A 13,527-nucleotide genomic window follows, 5' to 3' on the forward strand; every position below is an offset into this window, starting at 1 on the left:
CAGGTCGTTAGTCGCTCCCTCTCCTTTGCTGGAGAGGGCACTGCTCACTTCTTGGTGCTGGCGATAAAGGCGCGCCAGCCACCGAAACTGGTGATGTCTCGGGCATCGGCCAGCGCCCAGGGCTCGCAGATGAAACCCTTCACGCTGCGCCCGCCCGCCAGGGTCAGGTTGCCGATACCCAGCGGCGCGGGGATTTCGGCGACGAATTCGCCGAAGCGCGCCAGGGGGATGTCCCACAGCTCGACGATGATCGAGGTGCCGTCGCTGCTGCGCGCCAGGCCGGGTTTGGGCGGCACGGTGCCGGCCAGGGCGTAGAGGCGATAGTCCGGCGAGGTCAGGGTCTGCTCGACCAGCACCGCGTTGCGGGTGGTCAGCTGGAAGTTCAGCGGCATACCGGTCAGGTGTGCGCCTACCACGGCGACTCGCACGCTGCCGACAGGCACAGCCGTGGCCGGGGTTTGCGGTGGCAGCGCGCGACCGGTGGCGCCGAGCGGCAGCTCCAGGCTGGCCTGCCAGCGTTTGCCGAAAGCCGCCAGGGCCAGGTCATGCCAGGCGGGGGCGAGCAGGGTGATGCCGGCGGGCAGGCCGTCGTCGCGCAGGCCGGCGGGCAGTGCCAGAGCAGAAAGGTCGGCGAGGTTGGTGAAGTTGGTGTAGGTGCCGAACTGGCTGTTGAACAGCACCGGCTCCTGACGCATTTCATCGAGGCTGCGAATGGTCGGAGAAGTCGGCACCACCAGCGCGTCGACACCTGCCAGCGCGTCGTTGATCCTGCGGCTCAATTCGGCGCGCAGGTACTCGGCCTTGTAGGCGTCGCAGGCGCTGTACTGGTGGCCGCTATCGACGATGCCGCGTACCACCGGATCGAGGTGCTCCACCGGCACGCCTTCCACGGCGACGGTACGTTCGGCGACCCAGGGGCCGTAGTACAACTGCTCGGCAAGCTCACGGAAGGGGCTGAAATCGATGGTCTTGAGGGTCACACCAAGGCTTTTCAGCTGCCCCAGCGCCTGCTCGAACACGGCCTGGGTCTGGGTATCGCCGAAGAACTCCAGGCTGTCCGGCACCGCGAAGGTCGGTGCGGACTTCATGCCGACAGGTGCGCTGTTGGGATTGCGGCGCGAGTAGCCGTCCTCGGCGTCGTAACCGCCCGCGAGGCAGGCGACGGTTTCGGCGTCACCGACCGTGAGGGCGAACACCGAGATGCAATCCACGGTACGGCACGCCGGTACCAGGCCGGTGTTCGGTAGCCAGCCCTTGGTCGGCTTGAGCCCGACGATATTGTTGAAGCCCGCTGGCACTCGGCCCGAGCCGGCCGTATCGGTACCCAGGGAGAACGGCACCAGGCCGCGTGCGACGACGCTGGCCGAGCCGGAGCTGGAACCGCCGCTGACGTACTGCGGATTGAAGCTGTTGGCGACCGCGCCGTGGGGCGAGCGGGTGCCGACCAGACCGGTAGCGAACTGATCGAGATTGGTCTTGCCGATAAGGATGGCCCCGGCGGCGCGCAGGCGCGCTACCACGGTGGCATCTGCCTCGGCGTCATAGGCGAATTCGGGGCAGGCGGCGGTGGTGGACCAGCCTGCGGCGTCGATGTTGTCCTTGATGGCGAACGGCACGCCGTACAGCGGCAGCTTGTCCTGCTGGCCTTCAGCCTTGTCGAGTAGGGCCTGCAGATGGCTCAACTGGGCGTCGAGCTGGGCAGCGCTGGCCAGACAGATCCAGGCGTTGTCGTCACGGCTCAGTTGCGCGAGCAGGTCACGCAGCAGTTCCGCTGGTTGCGCGGCATCACGGTAAGCCTGTTGCCAGTCGGCGAGGGTAAAAGCGAAGGAGGCGTTGGACATGCTCTGAGATTCCATCTTGTATCCAAGTTGGAATTACTAGAGCAAGAGCGGTGCCAGTTTTTAACTAACTGATTTTTATGAATTTTATTTTATAAGGGGGGTTTTTAGGACTATTCCTGCACCGTAGCGGAGCCGCGCTGAAGCCTTTTGGTGCGCAGGCGACCGGTATGGTGTGAGATGGGATAAGGGGCAGGAATAAGGCGATAGCGGACCTTCGGTTTGGTGGGCTGAAGCCCACCCTACAGCCGCGCATCTAGCCGTAGGGTGGGCTTTAGCCCACCAATTGTCCCCCGACTACGAAAGGCTGCTATCGCCACTCACCAGCCGCTCAGCCCGTTCAGTAGCGCCCGGTAATCCCGCACGGCCTCGAACTCTTCGGTGTCCTTCACGCCCTTGCGGCTATCCGGCTCGAGCACCGCCAGCAGGTGCTTCACGCCGAAGCGTTGGGCGCTGCGCAGGATCGGCACGTTATCGTCGATGAACAGGCTGCGCGCCGGATCGAAGGGCAGGTCCTGCTGCAGGGCGAACCAGAACTGCGCGTCCTCCTTGGGGAAACCGTAATCATGGGAGCTGATCAGGCGGTCGAAGTAGGGCGCCAGTTCGATGCGTTCCAGCTTCAGGGACAGCGAGTCGCGGTGGGCGTTGGTGATCATCACCACCTGTTTGCCGGCCTGGCGGATGGCGGCGAGAAAGGTGTCGGCGTCCGGGCGCAGGGCGATCAGGTCGGCGACCTCACGCTTGAGGTCACGGATCGACAGGTTCAGCTCGCGGCTCCAGAAGTCCGTGCAGTACCAGTTTAGCTGGCCGGCGTGCTTGACGAACAACGGTTGCAGCTCGGCATCGGCCAGGGCACGGCTGACGCCATGGTGCTCGGCATAACGCTGCGGCAGGTGCTCGAGCCAGAAGTGATTGTCGAAATGCAGATCGAGCAGGGTGCCGTCCATGTCCAGCAGTACGGTGTCGATCTCGGACCAGGGCAGGTTCATGGCGGGGCGGCTCTCTAAGGTAGAAATGGGCGAACGGTGCTCGCTGGTCGTCAGTGCGCGCTTTTAGAGCGCAGACAATCCAGGCAGGCGCGGTATGATAACTGTTCCGGTCAGCCCAGCAGCAGGACTCACCCATGCGTCAGAAGCCCACCGTCATCGCCCGAGAAATCGTCGCCAGCAGCCGCCTGTTCCGTGTCGAGGAAATCCAGTTGCGCTTCAGCAACGGTGCCGAGCGCACATACGAACGGCTGGTCGGGCGAGGCACCGGGCACGGTGCGGTGATGATCGTAGCCATGGTGGATGACGAGCACGTCCTGCTGGTCGAAGAATATTGCGGCGGCACTGGCGACTACGAGATCTCCCTGCCCAAGGGATTGATCGAGCCGGACGAGGATGTACTCGATGCCGCCAATCGAGAATTGCAGGAAGAGGCCGGTTTCGGGGCCCGCAAGCTGGAGCATCTGACCGAGCTGAGCCTGTCTCCCGGCTACATGAGCCAGAAGATCCAGGTGGTACTGGCCCGCGATCTGTATCCACAAACACTGCCCGGCGACGAACCGGAGCCATTGCGCGTGGATAAAGTCAGTCTGCGTGAGCTGTCCGCCCTGATTCAGCATCCGCAGTTCAGCGAAGGCCGCGCTCTGGCGGCCCTGTATCTGGTGCGCGATCTGCTGGAGCAGCGTGGGGAACTGAGCCGATGAGCCATCCGTTACTGCCTGCCGTGCTGGCGTTGGTGCAGCAGGCGGGTGCCGCGATTCTGCCGTACTGGCGCCAGGGTGTTCAGGTGGTCGAGAAGGCCGATGCCTCGCCAGTGACCGCCGCCGATCTGGCCGCCCATCGCATCCTCGCCGATGGCCTGCAGGCGCTGGATGCGAGCATTCCCGTGCTGTCCGAAGAGGATGCCGATATTGCCCTGAGTGAACGTGCTCTCTGGGCGCGCTGGTGGCTGGTCGATCCACTGGATGGCACCAAGGAATTCATCGCCGACAGCGAGGAGTTCACCGTCAACGTGGCGTTGATCGAGGGTGGGCAGGTGGTGTTCGGGGTGGTCGGCATTCCTGCCTCGGGCGTTGTCTATTACGGCGGCAGCGGCCTGGGCGCCTGGCGCGCTGAGCCGGGTGAGGAGCCGCAGGCGATCGTCGTACGAGAAACCCCCGCCAGTGGTCTGACCGTGGTCGCCAGCCGCCGGCATGGCAGCGCCTTGCAGGAGCAATTGCTGGCTGCGCTGGTTGCGCTGGTTGCGCGTTTTGGCGATATCGAGCGAGTCAGCGTCGGCAGTTCGCTGAAATTTTGCCAACTGGCCGAAGGCAGCGCCGACTTCTATCCGCGCCTGGCACCCACTTCGCAGTGGGACACCGCTGCGGCGCAGGGCGTGCTGGAGGGGGCGGGTGGTGTGGTGCTGACGCTGCAGGGCGAGCCGCTGCGCTATGAGGCGAGGGAGTCGCTGCTCAACCCCTTCTTCCTGGCGTTGCCAGCTGACGTCGAGTGGCGCGCGGTGCTGGTCGAGCAAGCCAAGCGGCTCACCCCAGCTAATTAGCGCAACCCCGGCAACCGCCATTTGGCCAGCGCGAAGAACGCGGCATGGCCACAACCGTTCGCGCCGGGGGCGACGCTCCTACGGGGTTGTGGCGATGTGCTTCGTGTAGGAGCCGCGACCTCGCGGCGAATCGTCTGGCCGGCGCGAAAATCGCGGCATGGCCACAATCGTTCGCGCCGGGGGCGACGTTCCTACGGGGTTGTGGCGATGCGCTTTGTGTAGGAGCCGCGACCTCGCGGCGAATCGTCTGGCCGGCGCGAAAAACGCGGCATGGCCACAACCGTTGGCGCCGGGGGCGACGCTCCTGCGGGGATGGTGGCTTATGCCTCAGTCGAGCATGTCGCGGTAGCGATCATCCTGCTTGAACACCAGCGGCTGGGCGAAGCCCGGTACCTTGATCTGCTCGCTGCCGATATCGATCTGCGTGTCGTCGATCAGGTCGTTGCCGAAGTTGTAGATGATATCCAGCTGGCCCTTCATTGCCTGCTCGTCGTAGGCACGGGCATTCACGCGGGTCTGCTCGCGACGCTGCTGGTAGGCGCTGAACGCCGCTTCGCCATGGCGCTTGCGCAGCATGCGCTCGACCACGTGGGGGGCGAGTACCACGGCGCTGGCGTTGTTGCCGCCAAAACCCTTGGAGTTGATGAAGCACACGTCCATGCGCTGGTCGTGACGGTCCACGTTGCTGATGCTCAGGTGCTGCTGGTGCACGTCCGCAGCCACTTCATCGATGGTCTTGATGCCAGGAATGATGCCGTACTTGAAGGTGCCCAGCGCGGAGATCACCTGGTCGCCACTGGCGGTTGCCAGGGAATGGCCGACGAACGCCTTGACCGCGGCCACCGGCCAGCTGTCGATGGCGAAAGCCGCTGCTACGCGATCCAGCAGTTCGGACTCGGTGACCCGGTTGGCCGGGGTGCTTGAACCGTGGGCATGTACGAAGCTGCGCTGACGCACGGCATCGACACCCAGTAGCTGCACGGCGCTGGCCACGGCCTTGGCGACGGTCAGGTAGTTGCCTGGGCCGGGCGCGGAAATGGATTTCTTGAAGCCGTCGGCGTTGATGAACACATCGGTGGCGGCGCCGTGGATGTCGGCACCCAGTTGCAGGGCCAGCTCATCGTCCATCAACACCACGAACTGGCAGGCTTCCGACAGGGTGAAGCCGCAGTTGTCGCCGAACGGGCGGCTGGCGCGACGGAAGTCGACGTCACCCTGGGCCGTGTCGGTCTTGCCTTCGATCAGGCGCAGGCCGTCTTCGGTGGCCAGTGCGCCCATGGCGCCATAGCCCTCGATGCACTCGGCGTTGATCGGCGCCTCGCTGTTGCCGACGATCACTACCCGCGCGGTGCCGGCATTGATCTGCTCGATGCCTTTCTGCAGGTTGTAGAGGAACGTGGCACAGGCGCCGGTGATGCTGCCGGTGGTGCCGACGCTGCCCAGCACATAGGCGTTGATGAAGTCAGCGGGCATGGTGTTCAGGCCCAGGGCCAGTTGCTTGGAGCTGACGCGATGGCCCTTGAGGCGCGACTGCATCAGGCCGCCGAAGCCGTTCTCGTCGAGCTGGCTCATGATGCTGCCGGCGAATACCGCGATTTCGTCCGGCGCGACCTGGTCGACGATGGTCTGCCAGGGCAGGCCGGTGGCGCGCAGGGCGTCGGTGACGCCGACCACGGCCATCTGCAGGCCGCGGGGGTGGAAGCGCGAGTTGTACAGTTCGCCCGGCTCGAAGCCGGTTGGCAGCTGGCCCGCGGATTTCACCGGCAGGGCGCGGTAGCTGTCGACCTTGAATTCACAGGTGTCGTGCAGGGTGACGCGCACCTCGTTGCCATCGAGCTCGTCGACCGACCAGTTGGCTGGCAGTGGCTCGGGCAGCTGTTTGCGGGTACTGATGAAGGTCAGGCTGCCGCCTTCGCCGTTCAGGGCGATGTTCTTGTGCCAGTGGGCTGCGTCGGGGTCGAGGTGCTGTTTCTCGATGCGGCGCACCAGGGTGGAGGCCAGTACCTGCTCGGCATAGCGGCGCTCGATCTCCACGCCGGACAATGGCTCGCCGTCGTGGCTCTGATAGGCGCCGTCGACCACGCGTACCAGCTTGGTCATCACGGCCAGACCGATGAGGGTTTCGCGGCGTGCCTGTTCGTCCAGCGATTCGATCACCGTGCGGCGGAAACCGTGGTGGAAGGAGCTGCGGCCGGCGGCATTGTAGCCACCGAAACCGACGATCACAGGCAAACGAGACTTCACGCGGACACTCCTTCAACTAATTAGATCGGCATGCGGAACAGGCGCATACCGGGTCAGCGGATCGAGGCGAGGCGCGCATTTCTCGACGGAAAGGCGCCATGACGGCTATTCGGGTGCCTATGGTGACGCGATCCATGACCCACAAGTCACGACTTGATACAAGGTTACCCGTTATCGCGGGCGGCGGCACGAACCGGATGCGCATCGCCATAACGAAGAAGCCCGGCACTATGGCCGGGCTCTCGTTTTTACGCGCTAAGCGTCAGTTCATGCCCAGCCAGTTCGGCAGCCCCAGCGAGATGAACGGCACGTAGGTCACCAGGATCAGGAACGCCAGCATCACCAGCAGCCACGGCGATACCGCGCGCACCACGCGAGTCAGCGGCATGCCGGTGACCGCCGAGGTGACGAACAGGTTCAGACCCGTGGGCGGCGTGATCAGGCCGATCTCCATGTTCACCACCATGATGATGCCCAGGTGGATCGGATCGATGCCCAGCTGCATGGCGATCGGGAACAGGATCGGCGCCAGGATCAGGATGATCGCCGACGGCTCCATGAAGGTGCCGGCGATCAGCAGCACGATGTTCACCACGATCAGGAACTCGATCGGGCTGAAGCCCTGGTCGACGACCCAGGCCGTGATCGACTGCGGGATCTGCTCGGTGGTCAGCACGTGGGCGAACAGCATGGCGTTGGCGATGATGAACATCAGCACCACGCTCAGCTTGCCGGCCTCGACGAACACCTTCGGGCACTCGCGAACGGTCATGTCCTTGTAGATGAAGATCGCCACGAAGGCCGCGTACACCGCCGCCACCGCAGCGGCCTCGGTCGGCGTGAACATGCCCGAGTAGATGCCGCCGAGGATGATCACGATCAGCGCCAGCCCCCAGCCGGCCTTGCGCCCGGCAGTGAGGATCTCGCTCATCGACGCCCGCGGCAGCGACGGCATGTTCTTCACCCGGGCGATGATGTAAATGGTGATCATCAGGAACACGCCCAGCAGCAGCCCCGGCACCACGCCGGCCATGAACAGCTTGCCCACCGAGGTCTCGGTCGCCGTGGCGTAGACCACCATGACGATCGACGGCGGAATCAGGATGCCCAGGGTACCGGCGTTACAGACGATACCGGCGGCGAACTCCTTCTTGTAGCCCGAGCGCACCATGCCGGCGATGACGATCGAACCGACCGCCGCCACCGTGGCCGGCGACGAGCCGCTCAGCGCGGCGAACAGCATGCACGCCAGGATCGCGGCGATGGCCAGGCCACCCTTGATATGGCCGACGCAGGCGTTGGCGAAATCGATCAGCCGACGGGCCACGCCGCCGCTGGTCATGAACGCACCCGACAGCAGGAAGAACGGAATCGCCAGCAGCGTGTAGTGCTCGCTGGTCTCGAACAGCTTGATCGCCAGCGAACGCACCGAGTCGTTGCTGAAGAACAGGATGGTCATGGCCCCGGACAAACCCAGGGAAATCGCCACCGGAATGCCGATGAACATCAGCGCGAACAGGGCGACGAACAGAAATGCGATGGTCATCGTTTAGCCTCCGTCTCTTCGGCGAGTTTGATGGCGTCTTCGACTTCGCCGTGACCACCAAAACCAATCTGCTTGTCCTGGATCACCCGCACCAATACCTGGGCGAAACGCAGGAACATGAGAGAGAAGCCAATCGGCACGATCATCACGATGTGCCACTGCTGGACGCCGAAGCGGTCCAGGTCCTCGGCACCGGTGCCGATGTTGAACAGCACCGCTACCCACTGCTCGCTGGAGTAGGCCATCAGCGCGCAATACGCCAGGCAGATGATCAAGGCGATGATCGCCACGGTTTTCTGCAGGGCTGGCTTGAACATGCGCACCAGCAGGTCGACGCCGATGTGCGCACCGATGCGCACGCCCCAGGCCAGACCGACGAAGATCAGCCAGCCGAACATGGCCTTGGTCAGGGCCACGCTCCAGGTCATTTCCTGGGCGACATAAAGGATGCCGTCGCCAATGCTGAACATCGCATCGTTGGCGAACGGCAGGGAATCACCCAGGGCGTAGAAAACGCCGTAGAGGTTGTTGAATACCACGTACGAGAAGGTGACCAGGGTCATGCCTGCAAGCAGGAATGCCACCATCACCTCTTCGGCTTGGTTCCAGACACGAGCGACAGCGTGCATGGGTTATCTCCGTGTATAAGAGCGGTCGCGAGGCGACGTAAGAGACAGCGGCACCCGGGGCTCGGCAGCGGCGCTGCAGCCATCGGGTGTCGATATCGGCAAAGCGGGTGACGACCCCGTTCAGGAGTCGCCACCGGATGGCTCCAGGATGCGGAGCCGGGCGGCCTCAGTTGGCCTGGTTGGCGGCTTCGGCAGCCTTGATCAGATCGGCACCGATCTCGCCTTCGAACTTCTTCCACACCGGACGCATGGCTTCACGCCACAGTTCGCGCTGCTCGGGCGTCAGGGTGACGATTTCGGTGGTGCCGGCATCGAGGATGCGCTGCTTGTCTTTCTGGTTCAGCGCTTCGGCCTGCTTGTTCACCTCGACGGTGACCTCGGCCAGGATCGCGGTCAGCTCGGTGCGGATGTCTTCCGGCAGGCCGTCCCAGAACTTGGTGTTGGTGATCACCATGTAGTCCAGCACGCCGTGGTCGGACTCGGTGATGAACTTCTGCACTTCGTGCATCTTCTGGCTGTAGATGTTCGAGTAGGGGTTCTCGGCACCGTTGACCACGCCAGTCTGCAGGCCTTGATAGACCTCGGCGAAGCTCATCTTGCGCGGCGCGGCGCGCAGGGCCTTGAACTGCTCGTCGAGCACGGCGGAAGCCTGTACGCGGAATTTCAGACCACGGGCATCTTTCGGCTCGACCAGTTTCTTGTTGGCCGACAGCTGCTTCATGCCGTTGTGCCAGTAACCCAGGCCGGTGATGCCTTTGCTCTCCATGCTGGTCAGCAGGGATTTGCCTTCAGGGCTTTGCTGGAAACGATCGACGGCGCTGATGTCGTTGAACAGGAACGGCAGGTCGAAGATCTGGATCTGCTTGGTGTAATGCTCGAACTTGGCCAGGGACGGGGCGATGATCTGTACGTCACCGAGTAGCAGCGCTTCCATTTCCTTGCCGTCGCCGAACAGCGAGGAGTTCGGGTACACCTGCACGGTCACCTTGCCGTCCAGACGCTCGTCGACGAGCTTCTTGAACAGCAGCGCGCCCTGGCCTTTCGGGGTGTGCTCGGCAACCACGTGGGCGAACTTGATGGAGATTGGATCGGCAGCCTGGGCCAGGCCTGCGATGCTCAGCGACAGGGCGCAGACCAGCGCCTTGGCAGTGAAATTGAACATGGGATGCTTCCTCTTGTTATTGCCTGTCTTGTTGTTGGATGGCGCACCCTCGATGGGGGCGCTGAAACGAGCGAACAAGGGCAAGTCGAGGATTGCCGTGGAGACGGCAGCATCGGTTGGCAGCGATTGGCCTGGACTTGTACTTGTTTTTCGCTGGATCGGACTAGAGCAAGCGCTGTGCCAGGGTGTGGCGAAAACACGCAGGACAGCTTTGCGCAGGGCGCAAAGCCTTGCCCGGCATGGGGTGCTTGATTTGACGAGCTGATGACGCCAGCCCTTGCGGCTGGCGGTTTGCGGAGGGAGCGGCGAGGACGCTGAAAGAGTCGGCAATAATCCGCTTGTTTACTCGATGTCCTCTGGCGAGCTTCCGCCAGCATCCGCGAAGTTCAGCCCGTGCTTGCGCAGTTTGTCGTGCAGCGTCTTGCGTGGCACCCCCAGGGCCTCTGCCAGGCTGCGCAGCGAGCCGTGATTGCGGGTCAGCTCAGCGGCGATCAGCGCGCGCTCGAAGGCCTCGACCTGCTCGCTCAGGCTTCCGGACAGGGGGGCGTTGTGCAGCGGGCTGTCATGGGACAGTTCCAGCCCAAGGTCCAGCCCCAGCGCGAAACGCTCGCCAGCGTTCTGCAGTTCCCGCACGTTGCCTGGCCAGGGATGACGCAGCAGCAGGGCACGTTGGCCAGGCTGCAGTTCGCGCTGGGTCAGGCCATGGCGGGTGCTGGCGTTGTTGGCGAAGTGCTGGAACAACACGAGGATGTCTTCGCCACGTTCGCGAAGTGGCGGAATACGCAGCGGCGCGACGTTCAGCCGGTAATACAGGTCAGCGCGGAAGCGGCCCTGATCGGCGGCGGTGCGCAGGTCTTCCTTGGTGGCCGCGATCACACGGATATCCAGGGGGATCAACTGGTTGCCACCGAGGCGCTCGACCACACGCTCCTGCAGCAGGCGCAGCAGCTTGACCTGCACCTCCAGGCTCATGCTCTCGATCTCGTCGAGGAACAGGGTGCCGCCGTTGGCGAACTCGAATTTGCCGATGCGGCGTTTCTGCGCGCCGGTGAAGGCACCAGGCTCGTGGCCGAACAACTCGCTTTCCACCACCGACTCGGCTAACGCGCCAGCGTTGATGGCCACGAATGGCCCGTCACGTCGGCTCGACAGATCGTGCAGCGCACGCGCCACCACTTCCTTGCCGGCACCGGTTTCACCGAGGATCAGCACATCGGTGCTGATCCCCGCGAGGGAGCCGATCTGCTCGCGCAGGCGCTGGATCGCGGGCGAGTGACCGACCAGGCGAGCGGACAGTTGCTGGCGGTCGGCGAGGGCCAGACGCAGGCTGCGGTTGTCCAGCACCAGGCGCCGCAGGGCCAGGGCGCGGCGCACGCTTTCCAGCAGGTCTTCGCTGGCGAAGGGCTTCTCCAGGAAGTCGTAGGCACCGGCGCGCATGGCCTGTACGGCCAGGGGCACGTCGCCATGGCCGGTGATCAGTAGAACCGGTAGCTCAGGGTCCTGTTCGTGCAGTTGCTTGAGCAGTTGCAGGCCGTCGACGCCGGGCATGCGGATATCGCTGACCACCACGCCGGGCCAGTCGCGGTCGATACGCTCGGCGAGGCCCTTGGCATCGGCCAGGGTGGTGACCTTGAGGCCGGCCAGGTCGAGGGTCTGGCTGAGGGCCTGGCGCAGGTGCGGGTCGTCGTCGATCAGTAGAACCTGGGTACGGGCGTCGATGATGGTCATACGGCGAAGTCCTCTGGCGGCTGGATGTTCACGCCGTTTTCGGCGCTGTGCAGGCGCAGGATCAGGTGAGCCCCCCCTTTGGGGTGGTTGCTGAATAGCAGCTCGCCACCCAGGGCGCGCATCAGGGTGTCGCAGATCGCCAGGCCGAGACCGAGGCCCTGGGCGCTGGTCTTGGTGGTGAAGAAGGGTTCCCGGGCGTGGGCCAGGGCCGTCTCGGAAAAGCCCGGACCGTTGTCGCGCAGGTGCAGCTCGACCAGGTTGTCGTGCAGCTCGGTGCTGATCCAGATACGTCGCGGTTGTGCCCGTTCGCCGAGGGCATCGAGGGCATTGGCCAGCAGGTTGCTGAGCACCTGACGCAGGCGGGTTTCGCCGGCCTGGACCCAGAGCGTGGCATCGGGCAGGTCGCGGATAAGCTCCACGTCCATGGCACGACGGCGCTTGGCCAGTAGCGCCAGGGCATCGTCGATGGCCGGTTGCAGGGCCACGCTTTCCGGGGCATGGCGATCGCGCCGGGCGAAGGCCCGCAGGTGAGCGATGATCGAGGCCATGCGCTCGGTGAGCTGGCTGATCAGCTTGAGGTTGCCGCGAGCGTCTTCGGTGCGTTCGTGGTCGAGCAGTACCCCGGCGTTCTCCGCGTAGCTGCGGATGGCTGCCAGTGGTTGATTGAGTTCGTGGCTGATGCTGGCACTCATGGTGCCAAGGGCCGTCAGCTTGCTGGCTTGCACCAGTTCGTCCTGGGCCTGTACCAGTTCCTGCTGAGCCTGCTCGCGCTCCAGTACTTCCTGCTTCAGACGGCTGTTGAGGCGCTCAAGATCCTGGGTTCGCTCCTGCACGCGCTGCTCCAGTTCCTGACGGGCCCGGGTGCTCAGGGCGATGCGGTCGAGGTAGTGACGGCGTCGCTGCATCATCAGGCCGAGGAGCAGAATCAGCACCAGCAGGGCGCCACCACCGATGGCCACCACGGTGCGTACCGAGCGATCGAGCACCACGCGGGGGGCTAGAATGCTGACGCTCCAGCCGGTCTCGTCGAGCACCCTGCTCTGGGTCAGCCAGACATCGGCATCGAGGTGCAGGGGCGGTGGCGATTGGGTCGGATACGGCTGGATGGCGGCGATGGAGGCGCGCTCGGCCTTGTCCAGCGGACGGCTGGCGTGAAACCGCCAGTCCGGTCGCGACGTGAGTATCACCACGCCATTGCCGTCGGTCACCAGTAGCTGTTCCGGGGTATTGCCCCACAGGCTCTCGGTGTGGTCGAGGTCGACCTTGATCACCATCACGCCAATCTTCTGGTTGCCATCGTAAACGGCGGAGGCGAAGTAGTAGCCACGCTTGCCGGAAGTCGTGCCAAGACCGAAGAAGCGTCCCAGGCGGCCAGCCAGGGCTTCCTGGAAGTAGGGCCGGAAGGCGAAGTTGCCACGCACGAAGGTGTCCTGCTGATCCCAGTTGGAGGCAGCCAGGGTTTCCCCGGCGGGGTTCATCAGGTAGATCACGTCGGCACCAGTCTGCTGGCGAACCCGTTTGAGCAGCTGATTGGCCGCGGCCTGGGCCGCTTCGTCTGCCGGCGTCGCGAGGACGGTACGCAGGCCTGGCAAGTCGCCAAGAATCGGTGGCAGTACCTCATAACGGCGCAAGGTGCCCAGCAGGTTGGCCACATACAGGTCGAGGGTCTGACGATTCTGCTCGGTCAGTTCGGCGCGGTAGTAACGCTCGGCGAGGTGCTGCAGCGGCCACAGCAACGGCGCCAGCAGCAGCGCCAGCAGGGCCAGGCTGCGCCAGCGTGGGCGTTTGGGCATGGTGGTGGGAATCGTGTTCATGAAGTAGGCGCCGGGAAGACCCGGGCATTATGAGCGCATA

At 64.3% G+C, this 13,527-nt stretch carries 10 protein-coding genes; 2 read left to right on the forward strand and 8 right to left on the reverse strand.

The genetic code is table 11. The features are described from left to right. Positions 1–44: 44 nt before the first annotated feature. Together atzF and yrfG are read right to left on the reverse strand one after the other, a co-directional pair. Complete coding sequence (atzF, locus tag ACT9T4_RS11865) at positions 45–1,841, reverse strand: allophanate hydrolase (protein ID WP_499117088.1); 1,797 nt, start codon at positions 1,839–1,841, stop codon at positions 45–47. A 317-nt stretch (positions 1,842–2,158) separates the two neighbouring features. Beyond that, positions 2,159–2,827: a GMP/IMP nucleotidase gene (gene yrfG / locus ACT9T4_RS11870; protein WP_042555073.1), complete on the reverse strand. Its 669-nt coding sequence runs from the start codon at positions 2,825–2,827 to the stop codon at positions 2,159–2,161. A 134-nt stretch (positions 2,828–2,961) separates the two neighbouring features. On the opposite strand from yrfG, the gene nudE reads away from it, so the two are divergent. Next, on the forward strand, positions 2,962–3,528 hold the full coding sequence (nudE, locus tag ACT9T4_RS11875; protein WP_042555074.1) for an ADP compounds hydrolase NudE: 567 nt from the start codon (positions 2,962–2,964) through the stop codon (positions 3,526–3,528). Continuing rightward, positions 3,525–4,364, forward strand: a complete 840-nt coding sequence (cysQ, locus tag ACT9T4_RS11880) for a 3'(2'),5'-bisphosphate nucleotidase CysQ (RefSeq protein WP_499117091.1) — start codon at positions 3,525–3,527, stop codon at positions 4,362–4,364. Before nudE ends, cysQ begins: the two co-directional genes overlap by 4 nt. Before the next feature lie 327 nt (positions 4,365–4,691). Here cysQ and ACT9T4_RS11885 read toward each other — a convergent pair whose 3' ends face one another. The 6 genes from ACT9T4_RS11885 to ACT9T4_RS11910 form a co-directional block, all read right to left on the reverse strand. After that, positions 4,692–6,608, reverse strand: a complete 1,917-nt coding sequence (locus ACT9T4_RS11885; protein WP_499117093.1) for a beta-ketoacyl synthase — start codon at positions 6,606–6,608, stop codon at positions 4,692–4,694. A gap of 262 nt (positions 6,609–6,870) precedes the next feature. Beyond that, positions 6,871–8,154 carry a C4-dicarboxylate TRAP transporter large permease protein DctM gene (gene dctM / locus ACT9T4_RS11890; RefSeq protein WP_042555999.1) on the reverse strand — a complete coding sequence of 428 codons (1,284 nt, stop codon included), beginning with the start codon at positions 8,152–8,154 and terminating at the stop codon, positions 6,871–6,873. Beyond that, on the reverse strand, positions 8,151–8,783 hold the full coding sequence (locus tag ACT9T4_RS11895) for a TRAP transporter small permease (protein ID WP_179539260.1): 633 nt from the start codon (positions 8,781–8,783) through the stop codon (positions 8,151–8,153). Before ACT9T4_RS11895 ends, dctM begins: the two co-directional genes overlap by 4 nt. Positions 8,784–8,949: 166 nt before the next feature. Then, positions 8,950–9,945 carry a C4-dicarboxylate TRAP substrate-binding protein DctP gene (gene dctP / locus ACT9T4_RS11900; RefSeq protein ID WP_499117096.1) on the reverse strand — a complete coding sequence of 332 codons (996 nt, stop codon included), beginning with the start codon at positions 9,943–9,945 and terminating at the stop codon, positions 8,950–8,952. A gap of 342 nt (positions 9,946–10,287) precedes the next feature. Continuing rightward, positions 10,288–11,673: a sigma-54-dependent transcriptional regulator gene (locus tag ACT9T4_RS11905; protein WP_042556741.1), complete on the reverse strand. Its 1,386-nt coding sequence runs from the start codon at positions 11,671–11,673 to the stop codon at positions 10,288–10,290. Next, positions 11,670–13,487: a sensor histidine kinase gene (locus ACT9T4_RS11910; RefSeq protein WP_179539259.1), complete on the reverse strand. Its 1,818-nt coding sequence runs from the start codon at positions 13,485–13,487 to the stop codon at positions 11,670–11,672. The genes ACT9T4_RS11905 and ACT9T4_RS11910 overlap by 4 nt, the downstream gene beginning before the upstream one ends. Between the last annotated feature and the right edge of the window lie 40 nt (positions 13,488–13,527).

It is taken from the genome of Pseudomonas sp. SZ40 (genome assembly GCF_052958135.1).

What these genes read in the sequence shown, in the direction of transcription:
- dctM (WP_042555999.1), bottom strand. Translation starts at nt 8,154, where the DNA reads ATGACCATCGCATTTCTGTTCGTCGCCCTGTTCGCGCTGATGTTCATC.
- dctP (WP_499117096.1), bottom strand. Translation starts at nt 9,945, where the DNA reads ATGTTCAATTTCACTGCCAAGGCGCTGGTCTGCGCCCTGTCGCTGAGC.
- ACT9T4_RS11905 (WP_042556741.1), bottom strand. Translation starts at nt 11,673, where the DNA reads ATGACCATCATCGACGCCCGTACCCAGGTTCTACTGATCGACGACGAC.
- ACT9T4_RS11910 (WP_179539259.1), bottom strand. Translation starts at nt 13,487, where the DNA reads ATGAACACGATTCCCACCACCATGCCCAAACGCCCACGCTGGCGCAGC.
- yrfG (WP_042555073.1), bottom strand. Translation starts at nt 2,827, where the DNA reads ATGAACCTGCCCTGGTCCGAGATCGACACCGTACTGCTGGACATGGAC.
- nudE (WP_042555074.1), top strand. Translation starts at nt 2,962, where the DNA reads ATGCGTCAGAAGCCCACCGTCATCGCCCGAGAAATCGTCGCCAGCAGC.
- cysQ (WP_499117091.1), top strand. Translation starts at nt 3,525, where the DNA reads ATGAGCCATCCGTTACTGCCTGCCGTGCTGGCGTTGGTGCAGCAGGCG.
- ACT9T4_RS11895 (WP_179539260.1), bottom strand. Translation starts at nt 8,783, where the DNA reads ATGCACGCTGTCGCTCGTGTCTGGAACCAAGCCGAAGAGGTGATGGTG.
- atzF (WP_499117088.1), bottom strand. Translation starts at nt 1,841, where the DNA reads ATGTCCAACGCCTCCTTCGCTTTTACCCTCGCCGACTGGCAACAGGCT.